At 39.6% G+C, this 21,415-nt stretch carries 18 protein-coding genes; 9 read left to right on the forward strand and 9 right to left on the reverse strand.

The features are described 5' to 3' along the window. Window positions 1-41 precede the first annotated feature (41 nt). Window positions 42-1,067 carry an LLM class flavin-dependent oxidoreductase gene (locus FDK13_RS08245; RefSeq protein ID WP_137339511.1) on the forward strand — a complete coding sequence of 342 codons (1,026 nt, stop codon included), beginning with the start codon at window positions 42-44 and terminating at the stop codon, window positions 1,065-1,067. Window positions 1,068-1,139: 72 nt separating this feature from the next. Here the strand turns inward: FDK13_RS08245 and FDK13_RS08250 are convergent, their stop codons facing one another. The 4 genes from FDK13_RS08250 to FDK13_RS08265 all read right to left on the reverse strand — a co-directional run bounded on the left by FDK13_RS08250 (window position 1,140) and on the right by FDK13_RS08265 (window position 6,697). Beyond that, window positions 1,140-1,904 (reverse strand): CPBP family intramembrane glutamic endopeptidase, encoded by a 765-nt coding sequence (locus FDK13_RS08250; protein ID WP_170982746.1) that lies wholly within the window; start codon window positions 1,902-1,904, stop codon window positions 1,140-1,142. Window positions 1,905-2,066: 162 nt separating this feature from the next. Further along, window positions 2,067-3,272, reverse strand: coding sequence for an FG-GAP repeat domain-containing protein (locus tag FDK13_RS08255; protein WP_137339513.1), 1,206 nt, complete (start codon window positions 3,270-3,272; stop codon window positions 2,067-2,069). A gap of 33 nt (window positions 3,273-3,305) precedes the next feature. After that, a complete protein-coding gene (locus tag FDK13_RS08260; RefSeq protein ID WP_137339514.1) occupies window positions 3,306-6,173 on the reverse strand; it encodes a PVC-type heme-binding CxxCH protein in 2,868 nt (955 codons plus the stop codon). 281 nt (window positions 6,174-6,454) lie between these two features. Continuing rightward, window positions 6,455-6,697, reverse strand: coding sequence for a DUF3072 domain-containing protein (locus tag FDK13_RS08265; RefSeq protein ID WP_137339515.1), 243 nt, complete (start codon window positions 6,695-6,697; stop codon window positions 6,455-6,457). 118 nt (window positions 6,698-6,815) lie between these two features. On the opposite strand from FDK13_RS08265, the gene FDK13_RS08270 reads away from it, so the two are divergent. The 3 genes from FDK13_RS08270 (at window position 6,816) to FDK13_RS08280 (ending at window position 8,321) form a co-directional block, all read left to right on the forward strand. After that, on the forward strand, window positions 6,816-7,289 hold the full coding sequence (locus FDK13_RS08270) for a hypothetical protein (protein WP_137339516.1): 474 nt from the start codon (window positions 6,816-6,818) through the stop codon (window positions 7,287-7,289). A gap of 72 nt (window positions 7,290-7,361) precedes the next feature. After that, the gene (locus FDK13_RS08275; protein WP_137339517.1) at window positions 7,362-7,769 is read left to right on the forward strand and encodes a hypothetical protein; all 408 of its coding nucleotides are present in this window, start codon (window positions 7,362-7,364) and stop codon (window positions 7,767-7,769) included. A 75-nt stretch (window positions 7,770-7,844) separates the two neighbouring features. Next, on the forward strand, window positions 7,845-8,321 hold the full coding sequence (locus FDK13_RS08280; RefSeq protein ID WP_137339518.1) for a hypothetical protein: 477 nt from the start codon (window positions 7,845-7,847) through the stop codon (window positions 8,319-8,321). Between the two features lie 61 nt (window positions 8,322-8,382). Here the strand turns inward: FDK13_RS08280 and FDK13_RS08285 are convergent, their stop codons facing one another. Beyond that, entirely contained in the window at window positions 8,383-10,710 is a 2,328-nt protein-coding gene (locus FDK13_RS08285) for a S9 family peptidase (RefSeq protein WP_137339519.1), read from the reverse strand. A gap of 285 nt (window positions 10,711-10,995) precedes the next feature. Here FDK13_RS08285 and FDK13_RS08290 point away from each other — a divergent pair, with 285 nt between their 5' ends. Further along, a complete protein-coding gene (locus FDK13_RS08290) occupies window positions 10,996-12,468 on the forward strand; it encodes a DUF1593 domain-containing protein (RefSeq protein WP_229215955.1) in 1,473 nt (490 codons plus the stop codon). 577 nt (window positions 12,469-13,045) lie between these two features. Here FDK13_RS08290 and FDK13_RS08295 read toward each other — a convergent pair. Then, entirely contained in the window at window positions 13,046-14,836 is a 1,791-nt protein-coding gene (locus FDK13_RS08295) for a 7TM diverse intracellular signaling domain-containing protein (RefSeq protein ID WP_137339521.1), read from the reverse strand. A 406-nt stretch (window positions 14,837-15,242) separates the two neighbouring features. On the opposite strand from FDK13_RS08295, the gene FDK13_RS08300 reads away from it, so the two are divergent. The 4 genes from FDK13_RS08300 (at window position 15,243) to FDK13_RS08315 (ending at window position 18,944) form a co-directional block, all read left to right on the forward strand. Beyond that, window positions 15,243-16,043: a pseudouridylate synthase gene (locus FDK13_RS08300; RefSeq protein ID WP_229215956.1), complete on the forward strand. Its 801-nt coding sequence runs from the start codon at window positions 15,243-15,245 to the stop codon at window positions 16,041-16,043. Window positions 16,044-16,086: 43 nt separating this feature from the next. Then, entirely contained in the window at window positions 16,087-17,247 is a 1,161-nt protein-coding gene (locus tag FDK13_RS08305) for a sensor histidine kinase (protein WP_229215957.1), read from the forward strand. Further along, entirely contained in the window at window positions 17,244-18,014 is a 771-nt protein-coding gene (locus FDK13_RS08310; protein ID WP_137339522.1) for a LytR/AlgR family response regulator transcription factor, read from the forward strand. Before FDK13_RS08305 ends, FDK13_RS08310 begins: the two co-directional genes overlap by 4 nt. Window positions 18,015-18,185: 171 nt before the next feature. Beyond that, entirely contained in the window at window positions 18,186-18,944 is a 759-nt protein-coding gene (locus tag FDK13_RS08315) for a hypothetical protein (protein WP_137339523.1), read from the forward strand. 39 nt (window positions 18,945-18,983) lie between these two features. Here the strand turns inward: FDK13_RS08315 and FDK13_RS08320 are convergent, their stop codons facing one another. The 3 genes from FDK13_RS08320 to FDK13_RS08330 form a co-directional block, all read right to left on the reverse strand. Next, a complete protein-coding gene (locus tag FDK13_RS08320) occupies window positions 18,984-19,901 on the reverse strand; it encodes a helix-turn-helix domain-containing protein (protein ID WP_137339524.1) in 918 nt (305 codons plus the stop codon). A gap of 62 nt (window positions 19,902-19,963) precedes the next feature. Then, on the reverse strand, window positions 19,964-20,791 hold the full coding sequence (locus FDK13_RS08325; protein WP_137339525.1) for an SDR family oxidoreductase: 828 nt from the start codon (window positions 20,789-20,791) through the stop codon (window positions 19,964-19,966). A 39-nt stretch (window positions 20,792-20,830) separates the two neighbouring features. Next, a complete protein-coding gene (locus tag FDK13_RS08330) occupies window positions 20,831-21,379 on the reverse strand; it encodes a DNA-3-methyladenine glycosylase I (protein ID WP_137339526.1) in 549 nt (182 codons plus the stop codon). Window positions 21,380-21,415 lie beyond the last annotated feature (36 nt).

The following is a 21,415-nucleotide window of genomic DNA, read 5'->3' on the forward strand; positions in this document are numbered from 1 at the left end:
ATGTCTTCCAAAGACTTTTCAATAATAAAAAAGGCTTAAAAATGGATACAAAAGAATCAAAAAACATAGCTTATTCCGTGCTTGATCTTGCGACAGTTGTCGAAGGAAAAACGCCTGTCGATACTTTCAAAGCAAGTCTGGAATTAGCAAAAGAAGCGGAGAAACTTGGTTATACACGCTATTGGCTGGCCGAACATCATAATATGATCAGTGTTGCCAGTTCTGCAACGGCGGTACTTATAGGTTATATTGCCGGGGGAACTTCCACAATCCGGGTTGGTTCAGGAGGGATAATGTTGCCTAATCATGCGCCGCTCGTAGTTGCAGAACAGTTTGGAACATTGGCTTCCTTATATCCCGGAAGAATTGATCTGGGTTTGGGCCGCGCGCCGGGAACAGATCAGCTTACGGCAAGGGCGATAAGAGGTGAAAACTTCAATGCTGTTCACAATTTCCCGAATGACATTGAAACACTTCAGACTCTTTTCTCAAAAAATAATAAAAATGGCAAAATCCGTGCAATTCCTGGTGATGGATTAGAGGTTCCGATCTGGATTTTAGGATCAAGTACAGATAGTGCCCGGGTAGCAGCTGCGATGGGCTTGCCTTATGCTTTTGCCAGTCATTTTGCACCGGCCTATTTTCTGGAAGCCATTGATTTGTACAGGAAAAATTTCAGGCCTTCCATCTATCTTGACAAACCGTATGTCATGGCTTGTGTCAATGTTATAGCCGCCGAAACGGATGCAGAAGCAGAAAAATTATCGACGTCAGTTCTTCAATTCTTTTTGGGTGTAGTGAGTGGAAGTCGTAAACTTTTGCAGCCTCCGGTTGACAGCATGGATGATATCTGGAATATCCAGGAAGAACATGCCGTAAATCAAATGCTTGCCTATTCATTCATTGGCGGCCCGGAAAAGCTAAAAAAGAAACTAACCGCATTTTTTGAAAAAACACAGGTTGATGAAGTCATGGCAACGTCTCATATCTTTGACCATCAGGCAAGAATCCGATCGTACCAGCTTTTCTCACAAATTGTGCAGGAAATTAATTCGGTTGAGGCGTAACTACCTTCGTAAAACAAAGCAGGCTGCTCCAAAAATCGTTGAGGCAGCCTGCTTTGTTATTTTCTTTTCAAATCAGGAACATAACGTCTGCTCAGTGTTGTAATAAGTACTTTTTGTTGACTTCTTAATATAGACCAAGAGCAAAATAAACTGGACAATCGTTATTCCAATCGGTACAAAATCAAAGTCCATAAAATCCTTCTCAATAACTTTTTTTTCGTCCCCGGATAAAAGAAAACTAACAAGGAAATTATTTATAAAGTGTACTCCGCTTACAAACGCAAGGCTTTTCCTTTCAAGTACAATAATGCAAAAAATTGCCCCAAATAGTGCCACTCCTAATACAGCTTCCAAACCGTAATCCACATGTAAAATCCCAAATATTGCCGAACACAAAAATAGGAGGACGTAATAATTCTTAATTCTCAAAGAAAAGCTTTGCAACAGATAACCTCTAAAAATAACTTCTTCCGCGTACGATTGTATCGCTACTGTAACGATTGATACCGGAATTAAATAAACCAAAGTAGTATCGATTCTATTGTCTAAAAAGTATTTCCAGTCATCTTCTTGATTTATTAAAGAACCTAGTAAAACCAGTGTCCCCCAAACTACTATTCCTTCCAAAACTTCATTTTTAGAAAAAAAATCAACATAATTCAACGTTGAAAAATTACGCTTGTGAATTATTTTTATTGCAAAATATATTCCTGCCAGCACCAGAAAAAATGCTAGCCCCTCCTGTAACCCATTAATTATAATTTCATAAACACTTCCTGCCAGAACAGTCTGATTAACAAAAAATGGATCATCCGCTTCAATAATAACATATGACATGAACAATAAGCTTATCAGGACTATACTGAAGATTAGAAATCTCCACCACTCATTTTTCCCTTTTTCAGCTAGTGCAAGAAATTGATTCTCCGATTTAAATCTCATTTGATTATTCCACAAATTATTGATAGCTAACAAATTACCTCCAAGCCTAAATTTGAATTATTTTTTCATCCTGTTTTCAAACAAATAAACACCATGTTTATTTGCTACAACAATATCCGGTTTGCTATCTCCATTCATATCTTTTACCGTAATATTTAATCCGGAACCGGAATCATCGTCAATAATATGTTCGGTATAATAAGGCTGCCTGGCAGAATTAAACTCAAACCATAACAAAATTGGAGGATCGCTGTCACCCGGATCGTGACCGTGATGCGCGAGAAATCTTTTTCCGGTAATATAATCTTTTCGCCCGTCGCCATTCAAATCTGCCATTATTGAAGAATGCGTTTGGGCTGTTGTTTTGCTCATTAAATGTGAAACGAAATACAAACGGCCTTTTACATCCGTAATTTGTTCATGCCACCACACACCCATGGAATGGGCTGAAGCACTGACGACATCATTTTTCCCATCGCCATTCACATCCATAATCTGCATATGCGAACAAGGTTCGCCGAGATTTGCATTATGAAAAACCCAGTTTCCCTCCTTCGGATCCTTTTTCCCTTCAAACCAGCCTTCTGCTACCGTGACATCATTAATGCCATCTTTATTGACATCTCCAAAGCCAATTCCGTGCGAAAACGGTTCCGTTCCCGGAGCATTTTCCTTACTGATCGCAAAACGTTTCCATTCCGTTTCACCTGGTTTCAAAGGTGCCTGAAGCCATATCATTTGTTTTTTAACCTTATCACCACACAGAATATCAAGCCTGCCGTCGCCGTCAATATCTACAAAATTTGGTGATTCGTTGGTAATTCCCACGCTGTCCGCAATGATATGTTTTTTCCAGACGCCCGGTTTATTTTGTGGGTTTTCAAACCAAAAACCAGGTTTTCCAGGAAAATCCACAATGACAGCGTCATCCCAGCCATCCAGATTTACATCCATTCCCAGATTCAAAAAGGAATTGCTATATTCAGTCAAAGGATCGAAAATACGGGAAGGCGCCATTTCATGTCGTGTCCACGTCGGCGCTTCAAACCAGTAATAACCGGCAATGATATCCATTTTCCCATCCTTGTTCACATCTGCCACGGCTGCACCTTCTGAAATAAAATCTCCGGTCAGTTTTGTCTTTTTGAAATCTTTTGAAGTGTCGGGTACTTTGGATTGCGCATACGAAATATTCGCGCAAAGACTTAAAACAAGTATTATGACAAAAGTATTCTGGTACTTTCCGCTGTATCTGATTTTCATATTTCCTGACTTATTTTATTTCTTAAAAACCAGTTATTTCTCCAAAACCTTACTGATCAGCATCTGGCTTGCATGATTTTCATGTGAACCGGATTGTCCTAACTTTTCATTCAAATCTTTCAAAACCTTTTTGGAATCGTCCGTTCCAATCGCTGCAACACGTTGAATGGTGTATGGCAAAATATTGGGAAGTTTTGACTTCTCAGCAATTTGTAAGGCGCGTTTCATATCAATTGCTGCCAAAGGTTCGGCTGCATACCAAACCATCAGCGGCAGATTATGATCGTCTTTGTCCTCAATTTTTTGAGAAAGCGCTTCGACAACATCCCATCGCTGGGCAGGTTCCAATCGGAGCATGGCAGAAGTCAGATATAATCTAACTAGTGAAGAATTATCATTTTGCGCCAAAGCAACAAAACGTTTCAGGGTTTCGGGAGAAACATTTTTGCTTTCCGTCAAAAGTTGAATTGCCCAGCTTCTTACATATTCATTGTCGTTGGCCAACAAATCTGTAAGATCTTTTTCAGTTAATCCCTTGGTTACGTGAAGCGTCCAAAGGGCACGAAGTTTTCTTGTCGGATCGGGATTTTTCGCCAGTATTTCTTTCAAAGCTTTATGCACTTTTTTATTCGGGCCGCGTTCCTGCAAAATCACCCGGGCTTGTCTTACATACCACTCGTTTTTATTAAGCTGATAATTAACAAGTTCCATATCCGAAGCTTTGGATAAATCCACTTTTACCCACTTGTCATTTTCATGGGTAATTTTAAAAATCCTGCCCATCGTTTTGTTATGAACGTCCGGATTGGGGCTGTGGCATTGGTTTTTATCATACCAGTCGATGGCAAAAACGGAACCACTTGGGTCATATTTAAAATTCAGCCACTGCGACCAGGAATCGTTCATAGACAGAAAATCATTTCGGTGCGTCGCCAGATACCCTGATCCTTTACGTTCCAGATGATCAATATTAAGTTTTGCACCATTGATATTGTTCATGAAAATCTCGTTGCGATATTCCTGCGGCCAGGTATCTCCACCCAAATAAATCATCGCTCCGGCATGTGCATGGCCGCCACCAGCCGATCCCGAACGGAAATTTCCCGCGTGCGGACCGCGTTCCCCTACCCAGTGCACGTGATCTGCAATGGTTTTGATATCATCATAAGTATACGGATTGAAATGTTTCCCCGCCTGACGCTGGTACCGCGCTCCCTGAATAATGTGATACATATGCGGGATCACACAAACCGTGATAAACGGATGTCCGTAATCATTAAAATCGATTCCCCAGGGATTACTTGACCCTTCTGCAAAAACCTCAAACTCGTGAGACGTTGGATGAAATCGCCAAACACCCGCATTAATTTTGGTACGTTCTGCATCAGAGGCACCCGGTTTTCCCACATTGGAACGGGTAAAAACACCGTGTGTGCCATAAAGCCAGCCGTCCGGTCCCCATCTTAGATTATTAAGTACTTCATGGGTATCATCAACTCCCCAGCCGTCCAGTAATTTTTGCGGCGGACCGGCTGGTTTGTCATTTTTGGAATCAATCGGAATAAATAATAAATAGGGTGCAGCACCAAGCCATACCCCGCCCATTCCCACTTCAATACCACTGACAAGATTTAATCCCTCCGTAAAAACTTTCCGTTTGTCAAGCGTCCCGTCACCGTCGGTATCTTCGAAGATCAGAATACGATCTCTCCCCTGTCCTTCCGGTGCAGGAACGGGATATGTGTGTCCTTCCACCACCCAAAGTCTCCCTCGGGAATCGATGGTAAAACTGATCGGGCGGATAATATCAGGTTCCGCGGCAGCCAGTGTGATTTTAAAACCTTTGGGCGGTGTCATCACTTTGGCCGCTTCTATTCCGGAAAGTCCTGCGTGGAGTACCGGATCCAGTGGCGGCAAAATGATGATATCTTTTTGTTTCAGCTCGTTAGGGAAATCCGGTCGGCTTGGATACAGCAGGAATTCATCAAAGTTAATATGAGCCCATTTGTCATTAGGGATATAAGGAATCTGAGAAATCCCGGTTTCATTATCGATTATACGGATAAATATTTCTTTGTTAAGATAAGATTGAAGATCAACCACTGCTGGCTGTAAAGTGGCTCTTCCCTGGCCTGTAATATGAAAAATGACGCTATCTGTTCCCGCAAGCACAAGTTCCACGCGCGTATCCTGCAAGGCTCCGCCCGAAACTCTGAAAGCTGCAAATGGCTGCGTAACCCTGAAAGGAACCGAAGTTAAAGTGCCGGTAAGTTTATAATTTGTTGTTCCGCCGCTGCTCAGGAAATATTTCCCCTCATAGCCGATATGCATATCTTTCTCGTGCACTGGGGACGGATCTTCGGAAAAAAGCGGATTCGCAAATGCATCGCCGGTGGCCGCCCAGTCTTTTAAGGTACCTGTTTCAAAATTCAGGTTTAGAGGCCGCCCATCTTTTACCGGCAACTTTCCGGCAACTGTTTTATCCGAAATTACCCCCTCCACAACTTCAAAACTCCCCACCATTCCCGCCGCGCGATGACCCGGAACCGAGCAGAAATAAGTATCACTTTCCAAAGCTTTGAAAACAAGACTCGTACTGGTTCCTTTTTCAATGATCACCTTACTTTTCAACCCCATTTTTTCCAGGGAAATATCATGCGTCATCAGCTCACCATTGGTGATTTTGATTCTGACGCGATCTCCTTTATTTGCTTTTAAAGTTGGGTTACGGGAACCATCCGGCGCGAAAAACCCAAGCATGGTTGCTTCCAGGGTATAATCTCTGTCGAAATGCGTGGTATCAACTGTAACAGCAGTTTTGGTTTTTTGAGCGCTGCTAAAAGGTTTTGGAACAATAAAAAAGATTGAAACCAGCAGTATGAGTAAACGAAATGCGGACATAATAACGGGCTGTAAAGGTGTTAGGAATATTCACTTTCTTATTATTTAAAAAAAGTGAATACATAACAGAAGCTACCCGTCCGATTTCATATAAAATGTTAATAATCAAATTAATGACTCTATTTTAAAAATTAAAAAATTCATATTTATTAACATTTAAAGATTAAATATAAGCAAATAAGTGCACTGGAAATAACACATAACATGCTGTCAATCAAGGACAATATGTCTGAGATTAACAGCATGTTATTTTTGACAGAGAATATTAATTACTTAAACCTCTACCCGTTATGTTGAAGTTCATCAATTCTTTTTGACGCTTCCGCCTTACTTAACTTCTCATCAAATTCCTCCTCTGCTTCATCAGAAAGTGTTTTTAAATAAGAATGCTGGGCGCCTGTCATTGGTTCGCTTCCCGTAGTCCACTCGTCCGGATCTTTAACGGTATTGTCGCCACGGATTACCTGATTTTCGTTTGATGGATTTTCATTCGCATCTTCCGATTCTTTAAGCGTAGCTGCCATTTTAGATTTGTTGATTTGGTAGCAGATATAAAAAAACTGAGCCCCGATTTTATACCCATAACAACCAAATTCCAGAAAACCGTGTCCATGTTATATCCTCTTTAAACAATCTATCTAAATGAAACGGATCCAAACAGGAATATTCGTCATTTTCATCTCGCTGTTATTTTCAGGGTGTAAAAATCCTGATTCTGCTACGAATGAACTTATTATTGAACCTATTATTGAACCTGTTGGAGGTTCTTATTATTATGTAAAAAACCAGACAGATCTGGATTTGTCTGCACAATTCCCGGTGCCTACTTACGACAGAACTATTGACAAAATGGTCGATATAGACAGCGTCGTTACCATTCCACACCTTGCCACTACAAAACTTTTTGAAGATCTTGGCAACTTCGGATTAAATCCGACGCCAAGTCATACCTTTAAGAATATAAAGTTTTTCAAAATGACCGATGGAGTTAAAACCTTGGTTTTCGAGCTAAATCCTGTAAAAAACGATCGTTGGATTTCTACAATTCTTAGCCGGGAAGAATATGACTATGGGCTTACTGAATATCAGCTTGTGTTGGGGAAGGAGGATTTGTAATATTATCAGCAAAATGATTTCTTTACCTTGTAAACATTTTCAATCTGAACGAATTCACAATTTCTATTACCAATGAAATTTAAATCATTCCTGATATGGGTAGCTTTCCCTCTTTTAGTTTTGTTAGCTTACTGGAAAATAACAGTAAGCAATAGGATTGGTATGAAACTGACGGATTGCAAAGATGGCAGCATTGAGGCAATTCAGGAACTGAACAAACAACTAATAAGAAATTTCCTGAATCGGGAATTTTACCAAGTTAGTGCTTTCACAGATTTTGGCCCCTGTTATCTTGCCAATTATAATAAAAAATATGAGCTTCTTCGTGTCGCAATTGACCCACCAAGTGGATGGTCCGGTCTTTATAAAGCTACACCTCAGCAATTACAGGAAATAGTAGACCGAAAACTTAATGACGATCAAATACGGCAATATTTGGAAGCATTTCCGAATGGAAATTATCCAGAGGATTTAGACTAAACTGATTTTTTTCTTTAACAAGTCTTCTCGTTTTTCAGTAATTTGTGATATTGAACGATAAAGTTTTGAGACGCTATGACAAAGAAACTTAAACGTGTGTTGATTAAATACAGCAGCCTGTTTTTACTGTTTCTACTGAATTTGGCAGACTCTTCCTGCAAACAAAATGAGCCTGCTTACGTCTATCAATGTCAGGATGGCTTTATAGAATTTCAAAATATAACAACGCTAAAATTTATCGAAAATCTGACCCTCAACGATTCGCTGGCTACGCTGGTGATACAATCCGAGGAGCAGTTGGATAAATATTTTTTAAACACCAGAGGTAAATTTGACTTTTCAAAAAACACAGTGCTGGCAGGTAGATATAGGGCAGCCAATGAGGACGCGATTTTAAAACAAACTATAAAAAGCTTTTGCGAGTACAATGTACTTTATTACGATATTCAGATGAAATCGGGAATGCTTCCTAGTCAAATAAAAGTTCCTTTTTTCGCACTTATTCCAAAAATTCCAGATAATGCAACGGTTCAATTCCATGTCCATTATTAGCAAAAGAGGGAACAATCGCTAAAATGATTGTTCCCTCTTTTTGCTAATACAATTCCCACTATTACTTCACCGAATTTCTTGGATCTGTAACACTATGCAATTGATATTCTTTCGGGGGTTTGGCACCTAACAAGTGTTGAACGAAATAATCCCAGCGGCGTCTCATCATATAGGGACCAAAGTTCGCATAACCGTGGCGGCTGTTCGGGAAAATGATCAGGTCATAATCATTATTTGCTTTCTCTAATGCTTCAATAACCAGCATTGTATTGTATGGAGGAACATTATCATCCATCATTCCGTGCGCAAGCATCAGTTTTCCTTTTAAGTTTTTGGCATAAACCTGATTAGCCTGAGTTTCGTAATTGGATACACCTTTTGCATCCGTTTTCAGTAAACCGATGTAACGCTCACCCCAGTCGTCCTCGTAATTCCGGTTATCCTGGTTCCCAGATTCAGAAATTCCAACTTTGAAAAAATCAGGATAAGTAAACATGGCACAAGCCGTGGCAAACCCGCCTCCGGAATGTCCGTGCATACCTACCCGGCTGGTATCGATCCAGTTGTATTTCGAGGCAAGTTGTTTAATTCCTGAAACCTGATCCGGTAAAGTATTTTCGGCCATTTGTCCATAATTCATATCATGGAAGCTTTTCGACCGCAATGGATTGCTTGTACCTTCCAGTTCAATGACAACAAATCCAAGTTCTGCCAAAGCCTGATTGTCTCTTCTCGATGCAGAAAATGCCCAAGACCCAACACTGCCGCCTTGCGGACCCGGATAAATATAATCTACAAGTGGATATTTTTTTGTCGAATCCAGTTTTGTCGGCGTATACATCAATCCGTACACATCTGTTTTTCCATCATGTGCTTTTACAGAAAAAGGAATTGGTGCTTTCCAGCCAATGGTTTTCAACCGGCTCACATCTGTTTTTTCCAGTTCAGCAACTAATTTTCCACTCAAATTACGTAAAACCGTGACCGGCGCAACGTCAGGCTGTGAGTAAGTATCAACGAAAAACTTTTCCGACGTTGATAAGGATACCGTATGAAAACCTGCTTCTGGTGTTAACAACGTCAATCCCGAACCATCAAAATCGATTTTGTAAAAATGGCTGAAATATGGATTACCGGATTCTTTGCCATTGGCCATAAAGTAAATTGCACGACTTTTTTCATCCACTTTTATCAGCTGCGTAACCAGCCATTCACCTTTGGTAATCTGGTTTTTCAGCTTTCCGGAAGTCGCGTCGTACAAATACAAATGCCCCCAGTTATCCTTTTCAGAGTACCAGATAATTTCATTGCTTGCAGACAAAAACCGCCAGCTGATTCCTCTTTGTCCTGATTCAAACTGCGTTGGGGATGTTTCTTCAAAAATTTCTTTTACTGAACCGGTAGCGGCATCAGCAATTCTTACTTTTTCCTCTTTGTGATCACGGGATGTAGAAATAAATACAAGCTGAGAACCGTCCTGGCTCCATGAAGCGTCATTTAGCACACCTCCGCGACTGATATCGTCACCGGAAGTTGACCTATGCACGTCCGCAGGAATTTGTAAACGTACTACTTTGGGTGTTTCAATATTGATAATCACACGATGTAGCATGGCCACAACGCTGTCGCCAGGCAATGGATATTTCCATGCTTCCAGTTTTGGATGACCTACATTGGTGGTTACCAGAAACATATCGCCTACTTTTCTTTCATCCTGCTGATAGGTAAAAATCTTTTTGGAATCCGGCGACCAAAGCAGAACCGGCTTGTCACTGTGACGCCAGCCCGCATTATCCGTTGCGTATCCAAAATCTTTGATTCCGTCGCTGGTTAACTGTGTAAGCTGGTTTGACGTTACATCACGTATCCACAAATTATAATCTTTGATCAAAACCGCTTTTTTGCCATCCGGTGAGAACGATTCGTTCTTCGGCTCTTCGTCTGTTTTTATTTTTGCCGAAGTGTCTTCTGTTATCTGATACGTTTTCAAATCACATTTCCACGGTTTTCCATCCGCTGAAATAAGAAGCGATTTTTCATCCGTTGAAAAAGTGAAACTTTGAAAAGGGAGCATAAAAGCAGTATAACTTTTTCCACTCGCAGCCGAAAGAGACTGCGCCAGTTTGGCTTGGTTAAAAGCAGGCAAGCGCGTTCCTTTCAATGCATTTACCAAAATAAATTCGCTGCCTTGTGCCGTCAACGTACGATACCAAAACCGCTCTCCGGAGATCCAGGTTGGCTTTCCCGCAACATTGTCAATGTACTTTTGCGTGTTGGGCGTTAGAAAACTTTCTGCTTTTTGATAGTCGTTTGCTGTTAATACCGCCTGTTGTGAAAATGCGGAACCTGCCAGAAAAACGGGTAAAAAGATTGTAATTAATTTCTTCATATAGGTTATTGCGTGGTAATAGGATGTGAGGTAATTTATTCCCGGAATGCAAAATAAGTATTTTCAACGCGCAAATGTAGACATGTAACAAAAATGGTTTGTAAGACAATCATTTTTATGACTATTATTTCTTGCATCGCTTGAAATCAAGTCTTTCGTTTTGAAACAAAATCTAAGTAGATATTCAATTTTTTATGTTATCATGTTATTCGAAACCACCCTGGTTTCGAAGTCAATCCGGAAATTATGCTTTCACTAACCACTAGAAGTTTAGTATTCATTTTAATGACATTTATTTTTCCGGGTTTAGTATTGGCACAAAATTCTGTAAAAAAACAAAGGACAATTATTACAACGGACGGAGAAGTTGACGATATCGATTCTTTCACGAGGCTGCTATTGTATTCCAATGAATTTAATATCGTCGGGCTGGTTTACAGCAGTTCTCAATGGCATTATAAAGGTGATGGTAAAGGGACTTTGTTTACCTCTGAAATGGAGAATACGGCTAAAAGATATGGTCAACGCAAAGATCTTCGGTGGCCCGGGACGAGCTGGATGCAAAAACACATTGAAGACTACCGTAAAATTTATCCTAACCTCATAAAACATGCAAAAGGATATCCGACACCGGATTACTTAAAAGGCATTGTCAAAATCGGAAATATTGATTTTGAAGGAGAAATGTCCGCAAATACAGAAGGTTCTGATTTTATCAAAAAAATACTTCTCGACGATAATCCCGATCCTGTTTACCTTCAAATCTGGGGAGGAACAAACACGGTTGCCAGGGCACTAAAATCAATTGAAGAAGATTATAAATCAAAACCTGAATGGGACAGTATTTACAGGAAAGTTTCTCAAAAAGCGGTCATTTATGCTATTTTGGATCAGGATGCTACGTATCTGAAATATATAGCTCCCAACTGGCCTCAACTCCGTATTTTGTACAATGCCGATCAATTTTGGAGCTTTGCCTACCCGTGGCCAAAAGTAGTCCCAATAGAACTTCAACCCTATTTGAAGGGAAAGTGGTTTGCCGAAAATATTAAATTCAACCATGGACCGTTGCTGGAAAACTATTATTTGTATGGTGACGGTACAAAACTTGAAGGAGATCCCGAACATACACATGGTGATAGCACTGAAGCATCCAAAAACGGCTTTGGCAAATACGATTTTATCGGTGAAGGAGATTCTCCCGCATTTTTCTACCTTATCGATGTGGGATTAAGAAGTTTGGAAGACGGTTCATATGGCGGCTGGGGCGGTAGAATGATTCAATCAAAAACAAATCCAAGTCGATGGGAAGATGGAAATACGGTAACCGATTACAATCCATATACACATAAAAACGACGCGGCTTATCCACAAACACGCTGGATTGACGTAATTCAGAATGATTTCGCAGCCCGCGCAGACTGGTGTGTAAAAAGCTACAATAATGCAAATCACCCACCGAATGTTAAGTTACTGTCACAAAGCTATTTGAGCGTAAAACCTGGCAAAATCATACTTCTCAGTGGCCAGGCCAGCGATCCCGATTCCGATAAACTAACGTATCACTGGTGGCGATATGAGGAAGTTGGGAGTTACAAAAACAAAGTAGCTATTCTAAATGCAGCCAGTCCGAAAGCTAACATGACAATTCCTGGTGACATCAAAAAAGGAGATACTATTCACATCATCCTGGAAGTCAAGGACTCAGGAAAACCATCTTTGACAAGATATCAAAGGATGATTATCCGAGGCAAATAGTCTCAGTTCAAATTAAAGACAAATAAAATTGCAAGATCTGATCCCTGAAAAAAAGTGATTTTAGCTTATTATTTCATACTGTGCAAAAGCTAAAATCATTTCCTCATTTCGGCCAAAAATCCAGTAAAACTTTGGTCAGTGTTTTGTCAGTGATATATCCGCTAACAACTAGATTACCGAACAAATAAACGCAGTACAAAACGACTATTAATCCAATTGTTTCGGACAGCGTTTCCCTAAGGGATTTACATTTTCTACTTCCTCTTTCACTCATAGTGCTCATACGTTTTCCTGATTAAATGTGCTGGGTTAGCTGTTTTTTATTGCTGCATGTAATCATTTAGCTGATCACATGCAGCAACATGAAATTTAATTTCCCGACTTAATTCAGCCGTAATTAAACACATCTTTGATAGTAGGGAGGGCAACAATAATTTCTAAGCAAAACAATGCACTAAATTGCTTAATACCAAAAATCGAGCGTAGACAAAGTGTGTACAAATAACAGAAAAACCCTGATTTTTCAACAAAAACCGGGTTTTGGCCAAAATTCCACTAAAATTGTTGCTATGTTCAGTTAGTTGCTGCCATCCTGCAAATCGCCTTCCTCAGCGATGGCCATTTTTTTGTAAAGCCTTGTTTTTGCCCGCCGCACACTGGCGGGGTCAATATTCAGTAAAACCGCAATTTCCTTAGTGGAAAGATTGATATGAAAATAGGCGTACAGCCTTATTTCATTTTTGGTAAGTGAAGGATATTTTGCCAGCAGATTTTCAAAAAAATGAGGATGGACCTGCTCAAAATGCAGCTTGAATTTTCGCCAGTCGCCGTCCAGATACAAGTTACTTTGGAGGATGGATTCGATACCTTTCAGTCCCTGATGTTTGTTGTCGGGGTACAATTGGTTCAGCTCCTGAATCTGTGTTTTCAGACTCGCAAGCAATTCGTTTTTCTGAACTAAGTACAATGTCGTTGACGCCAGTTCTCTCTGGTTTACTTCCAGACGCTGTTCAAGTAATTCATTCCTGATTTTCTCATGACGAATATCTGCATTAATTTTCTGGTTTTCCAATTCGATCAGTCTTTGCCTTAATCCTATTTCCTTCAAGTCAAATTCGAGTTGCCGGGCTTCCATTTCTTTTGCTTTTAGATCTTTGTGAATGGATTTTGTACGCGCTACCAAAGCTATTGAAAAAGCAAGCGCCTGAGAAATTATTGAAAAATCAGGCATTAAGGAATCACTGGTATCGTTAAAGCTGATAAAAACATGGTATAAAGTAGTACCCAACATGAAAAATAAAGGCAGAAAAATAGCCAGTAAAAATGGTGTGGCGGCAGGAAGTTTTCTAAAGTAACCGACCACACAGGTACACATCATGATGGCGATCAGCAGCAAGGCAAGAATATTGTGATACAATAAAGTATAATCTTCCAGATAAACCACGAAAATATTGACCACTACAACCATCACTGTAAACAGCACATAAACCAACAACCCGGTCCGGAGCGCCGTGTCCATCACGGGCAGCCTCTTTTTCGTATTTAAGAAAGACTGTGTCAATCCTACCACGCCATACATGATCAGCAAAATGCCTCCGTGCATCAATAAACTGGATAAATCAAAAGAATGCAACTGCCCGTTTGGAGACACCGTAGAAGTAAAAACCGAATTTGGAAAGAGGATGTAATAAAACCTTTTATACGCCGTGATATAAAAGATTCCACCCAACTGAGCAATAAGATAGAACAAGACGGTTTTATCCCTGATACTAAAATAAATGTATAAATTATTCAGAAAAAAGAGGGCCAATACGGTCAATGAAGTTATCCAGGACAACCACGCCTTCTGCTCTCTCTTGCTGGCATAAACAGATTTTTCAATCTTTATCAACGGTTTGACATTATAACCTAATTTCTGTAACGCACTTGCTTCAACCTTGATATACAAAATGTTTTCAGTTTGTCCCTGTAAAACACAGGTCATTTCATTAAGGTTACGCTTACCCTTATACGGAACCAAGAGCCCATTTTGATATGATACCCACTTTTGGGTATTTTCATTAAAATAATATAAAACGTTATTCAGGTTTAAGTTTAGTGAAACATTATAGACATCAGCATAGTGAAAAGGATTGTTAATGCGGATTTTCAGCCAATAGTTCGTTGCATTACCTGACCTAAGCGAATCTCCATCAATAAAAACAAGCGAGGTATCCGAAAGTATTTTTTCAAAGGTATAACCGCGATCTGGCAAGACTGCGTACTGATTAATTGCGGCAGTGGAACTATCGCTCAGATTGTTAACAGGTTGTGCAAAAGCAGCAGCCGGTAAAAGTAAAATGATCAGGTAAACAAAAATCTTATTCAATGCCTGGGTTTACATTTTTTCGAAAAGGTACAAAATAAACTTAGAAAATTGCAGATTTCATATTTAACGGTAACTCAATGCTCCGATTCAATTCAAATGGCAGCCTTTCATGGATAATTTCCGTAACTGTTTAAAGATATTAAAATGCATTCTTAAATAAAGGAATATCAGCCATTCTCTTTTTCCAAAATTTAAATAAAATATCATGAACAAATCAACGGTAGCAATGATCCTTTATTTGATAGTAACCGCATTAATATTGGGTTTCTGAAACTATATTTCAAGCCGGTTGAAAGAATTTTACTTTTTTATTTTGTCATTTTTCAGGTTAAAAGTTATTGGATATTGTTAATTTTGTGAGCGTTTTTGCACACGCTGATATATTACTGAATTTTATAGCTTGCATTTGATAAAGTCCATCTCATCCGCGGATAAGATTTTCAGCCCTTTTGAAGAATCACTGGCTGCGTATACCTTTCCCTACAAATTTACTTTTCCGTTTGACTACGAGCCACATCCGCTTTCTTTGCTCGCTGTTGAAAAATTACAATCACATCTGGAAAATCAACAGGAATGGGATCATAATTTTGGTTTAAAAGCTGATCAGGAAGGTACTGTTATTGGAAAAATGTTTGGTGTTTTGGTGGTAAGAACAGAGGATGATGAAATTGGTTATCTATCTGCATTCTCAGGGAAACTGGCTGGCGGAAATCATCATCAAAAATTTGTCCCGCCCATTTTTGACGGCATGGCTGACGGCGGTTTCCTGAATACCGGGATGGAAAAACTTTCCCTTATCAATCAGCAAATTAAAGCGCTTGAAGATAAGGAAACAGAAACACAGCAAGAAGTTGAACTGCTGAAAACGACACGAAAAGCACATTCTGTCTCTTTACAAAAAGAAATTTTTGACCAGTATAATTTCCTTAACCAGAAAGGAGACAAGAAAAGCCTGTGCGAAATTTTCGAAGATGCTTCCTACAAAAATCCACCTGCCGGAGCAGGAGAATGTGCAGCTCCAAAGTTACTCCAATATGCTTTTCAGCAAAATATGCAGCCCATTGCCATAGCGGAATTCTGGTGGGGTTTATCTCCAAAATCTGATTTCCGGAAACATGGCCATTTCTATCCTGCCTGTCGCGAAAAATGTGAGCCTATTCTGGGTCATATGCTGGGCGGAATTGAAATGGATGAACAGCCCTTTTAAGGTACTCCACTAAATAAAATTTGTCTGCGTTCTGAAAAGCCGAATGGGTAAAATAAACCCGTTTTTTGCCTTTGGTAATACGGCTGACAAATCATCTCAATTTATGTGGGCAGAAACACTTAATCCACTTACCAACAGGCAGAAATGGAAGTTGGGATTCGGACTTGCTATTATTTACGTACCCATCCGTATCTATGTAAATGTTACGTTTTATGACACCACAATAGTTCTCCACAAACTGCCGCTCTGGATTATAGAACTGATTGTCAGTATTTTGTTTTACACTTTATGGTTAAATGTTATTGAGTGGCTCCAATATTATATTTCCAGATTCCCCAGGAGTAAATTTCTGGTCAATTATAAATTTTTGAACCAGCTGATGACTTTACTCATTGCCATCGGCCTGGCGGTAATGTTTAATACTGCTTTCAGGGCATTCTGGCACTGGATGGAATCAATCTGGGACCCACGGATTTATCACGTCAGCTCTTCCGGGGAACTGCTTATGATAAACCAGAAACGACGTGCCAACAATGGAATAACTGTTATGGCACTTATGGCAGCCTATTATCTGGCCGCAAATGTACGGGTTTACCAGCGCTTGCAACAAGTACATTTTAATAGCGAACGCCTTGAAAAAGAAAATATCAAGGCACATTTCAACGCACTGAAAAATCAGGTAAGTCCTCATTTTCTGTTTAATAATTTCAGTGTGCTGAGTACACTCGTTGAAACCGATAAGGAATTATCCATAGAATTTATAAGCAGACTTTCACAGGCTTATCGCTACATACTCGAACAATCTGATTTCGACCAGATCAAACTGCGCACGGAAATTGAATTTCTGGAAAGCTATATGTATTTGCTTAAAACAAGATTTGAAGACAAAATAAATTTGCAAATTAACCTTTCAGACGAGCAAATCGATTCTTATTCGATAGTACCTCTTACTTTACAACTTCTGGTTGAAAATGCAGTAAAACATAACCAGATGTCGGTTCCCAATCCACTGGTTATAACGATTGGCATAGAAGACGATTTTTTAGTTATCCGGAATCCGGTTCAGCTGCGGGAACCAACCGAGGCTTCTACCGGAATTGGTTTACACAATATTATTAACCGCTATAAATTGCTTGTCAATAAACCCGTTTTGGTAGAAAACCAGCAAAATCAGTTTGTCGTTAAAATCCCTCTGATTTCATGAACGTTCTCATTATTGAAGATGAAACACTTAGCGCGACAAGATTGGAAAATCTTATTTTGAGGTATGATCCTTCTGTCAATGTACTTGCCAGAATACCTTCTGTAAAAGAAAGTATTCTCTGGCTCGAAAACGATAGCAACGCCGAACCTGATCTTATTTTCCTTGATATTATGCTGGAAGACGGCCTTGGCTTTAAAATCATTGAACAGCTGAATCTGACAATTCCAATCCTGTTTACAACGGCTTATAACGAATATGCGCTGAAAGCATTTAAGGCAAACAGCGTCGATTATCTTTTGAAACCGGTTAATCCGGCCGAACTTGACACTGCGCTCAATAAATTCAAAGATCTGCATTTTAAAAATAAAACCTTCCCCGATTTATCCGAATTAAAATCATGGCTGCAATTGCCAATCCAGCATGAACAGTACAAAGACCGGTTTATGGCATCTGCCGGAACACGGCTTTTTAGCGTAAAAACGGCAGATATCGCCTATTTTACCATTGAACAAAAGGCTACGTATCTAAGAACGTTTGACGGGAAACATCTGACAATGGATTATAGTCTGGATAAACTGATCCAGCTGCTGGATCCGAGCCAGTTTTTTCGCATCAACAGATCGCTGATCATTTCGCTTGGAAGTATCAGTTCTATCAATGCCTTATCCGCGGGCCGGCTTAAACTTGAACTGGCACCAACGGCACAGCAGGAAATTTATGTTAGCACGGATCGCATCCCGGATTTCAAACAATGGCTTGGCAAATAATTCCAGGTTTTCATTCTTCCACAAAAAATGCCCGTTCAGCTTCCAAAACCCGTCATTGAGACTTTTTTATTTTACATAAAGTTTACTTTTAAACACTTTTGACTGAACGTTGTCAGGTACAGAAACCAGACAATTCATTAGTCAATTTATTTTCATTTTCCCTGCTGAATTTTGGAAGAACTGAACATACATAAGAAGTGCATCCTGGCAAGCCTGGAAGCTAATGAGCTGGAATCGCTTTGCCCATATAGTGACCGCCTGAGAGTAATCGTTATTCTTGAAGGAAGTGGAAGAGCAACCTTGGATAATGTCCCGTACAGCTACGAAAAAGACAGTATTTTCATCCTCCGCCCGCAGCAAAATATTAGTTTTAAAAGTTTCGGAAAAACAAAAATATTTAGCATAATTTCCGGTTTATCACAAAAAACAGCTTTAAAAGAGAAACCTTATGTGACTACTTTCTCAACCATGTTTGGCCAGGTCGAGTCCTTGGTTTTAAATAAATCATTTGTTCAGGGCAAGGTTATGGAGCGTAGTATCGACAGGGAATCTGCAAGCCAGATTATCAAGCTCATTACCCACGAAATGCAAAACCGGCCAGATTCTTATAAGGAAATTATCAGAAACAGTGTCTTCACATTGATACACATGCTTGACAGAAATATTCAGTATGTCAGGAAATACATTCCAGTACGGCAATTTCATCCCGAAACGGACCGCATCCTTGAATACATCAAAAGGCAGCTTCAACTCAACAATAAATTTGATATTCAGGAAATTGCATCCAGTTTTAATGTATCGGAAGAATGTATCAATGAAAGCCTGATAGCCCGAACCGGTTTTACGTTTAAAAAATTTATAGTAAAATATCGTACTGATCTTTTCAAGAGCAGGCTTTTAAAAATGGATGTTGAAGCCTGGGCGGTCTGATTTCCTGATTTGATCAAAATCAGGTTTATGAAATTGATATCAATTAAACGACCGTCTGAATTCTACAGGCGACACTTTTGTCTTGTTTTTAAACAATTTATTGAAAGACTGAGGATGCTCAAAACCCAGCTGATAAGCAATTTCTCCAACCGTGAGATCTGTTGTACTTAATATTTCTTTTGCTTTATTAATAAGCCTGTTGTGGATATGCTGCTGCGTATTTTGCCCGGTAAGCTGCCGAAGCATATCACTCAGGTATCTTTGCGAAACATTCAGTTTTTCAGAAATCTCCAGCACAGATGGCAACCCTTTTACCAACCCTTCGCTGTTATCAAAATGATTTGCCAGTATCTTTTCAAGTTCGGTCAGCAAATCACTGTGGGCCGTTTTCCTTGTAATGAACTGTCTGTTATAGAACCGGTTACTATAATTCAGCAATTGTTCGATTTGTGATAAAATAATATCCTGACTAAAATGATCGATCGATAAAGAAAGTTCGTGCCCGATATTTTTAAAGATCCCAATAATGATCTCTTGCTCTTTTTCGGAAAGATAAAGTGCCTCAGAAGCCGAATAGGAGAAAAATCCATAATTCCTGATATTCTTTCCCAAAGGATAATTCCGGATGAAGTCAGAATGAAAAAGCAAAGTAAAACCACCGTAATCAGCTTCATTCGCAATTGCCGAAATGATCTGGTTTGGAGAAATAAAAGACAGACCGCCTTCATCAAAATCATAGTAATGCTGCCCGTATTTTATCTTGCCGTGGAAATTCCTTTTGTAGGAAACCTTAAAAAAGTTCAGGATCATTCCTTTACTGATTTCATCGGTATCGCTTTTGATATTACCATAATCCACAAGACTTACCAACGGATGCAGCGGTTTCGGCAAACCTAATGCCCGGTGCAATTCTGAAATTGAGTTGAAAATAAACGGCTGTTTTGATTCTGATTTCATAATATTCCAAAATGACGGGCATGGAAATTTCCTGTCGGGATTTCCATGCCAAGTTACCTAATTTACAAAGTAGCAACGTTGTACGGACTTTCAAGATTCAGATATTTTGTTATCCCCTGTCTAAAAGCTTCCGGTCCATCTTTGAGTCTCTTTTCATAAATTCTTACCGCATCATTTCCGGCAGGATAGGTCAGCTGATCCTTTTCGTCCGTCACTGCACGATAAACAACCTCAGCAATTACTTCCGATTCAGAAAATTCCATTAAAGTCCCGTCCGTAAATCCTTCGGTCATTCTTTCCATCAACGGATCATAATCTTTGTCTTCCGATACTTTCATGACATTCATATAATTGCTTTTGATTCCGCCCGGCGCAACATTTTTTATGCCAATATTAAACCGGGCAAGATCGAAAGACATACTTTCACTCCATCCCTGTAAAGCCCATTTGGAAGCGTTGTATATCGACGAAAGCGGATAAGTCGTCAGGCCACAAAGTGATGTTGTTGTAATAAACAAACCGCTTTTTCTTTCCTTAAAATAAGGGATAAATGCTTTGGTAACCCATATTACCCCAAAGAAATTAGTTTCAAACTGACTTCTGACCTCATCCTCGGTATAAGATTCCAAAGGCCCGATCAGACCATAACCGGCGTTATTGAAAACTACATCAATATCGCCCAAAGCAACGGCAGCTTTTACAGTCGTTTCAATTTGTTCAATATTAGTAACATCAAGCGGAAGCAAAATCACGTTTTCCAACAGATTCAGTTCGGTTTCCTTTTCTGGTGTACGCATGGTTGCGATTACTTTCCAGCCTTTTGATTGAAATAATTTTGCAGTTGCTTTACCAAGTCCGGCCGATGCGCCGGTAATGAAGATCGTTTTCATTTTATTTTTCGATTTAAAGTATTAGAAATAATTTACTTATCAGGCATTAATCCAGAGCGGATTTTCATTCAAAATTTTTCTATAAACAGGACATGTTTTAGCGTGGGCACCAGGCAACATTCCGATACTCATGAGGAATTCATTCACAATTTCTCCGCCGGTAAAGCGGAAAGCTTTCTTAAAAACTTTTACCCATTCTTCCTTTGATTTTGGATGGTGAAATGCAAGCCATTTTTCAAATGAGCCATATTCTTTTTGAAGTCCGAGAATGGCCCTGGCGTTTTCAATCGCTGCATTAATTTTCAGCCGGTTTCGGATAATGCCCGGATCTTTCAACAATCTTTCCCTGTCCGCTTCTGTATAGGAAGCTATTTTTTCAATTTCAAAACTGTCGTAGGCCAGACGGAAACCGGATTCTTTTTTCAGGATGATTTCCCAACTCAGGCCAGCCTGATTAATTTCCAGAATCAATCTTCCAAACAATTCATTATCATCATGAATCGGAAATCCGTAATGATTATCGTGATAATCTTTGTGCATATCCTTTTGCCCGCCGGTCATGCTTTCTATATAACTGCAGTATGACATTTGATTTATATTTAGCTGTTTTTCCTGTTCATTATT

Source organism: Dyadobacter frigoris, from assembly GCF_005280585.1.
Taxonomy (GTDB): domain Bacteria; phylum Bacteroidota; class Bacteroidia; order Cytophagales; family Spirosomataceae; genus Dyadobacter; species Dyadobacter frigoris.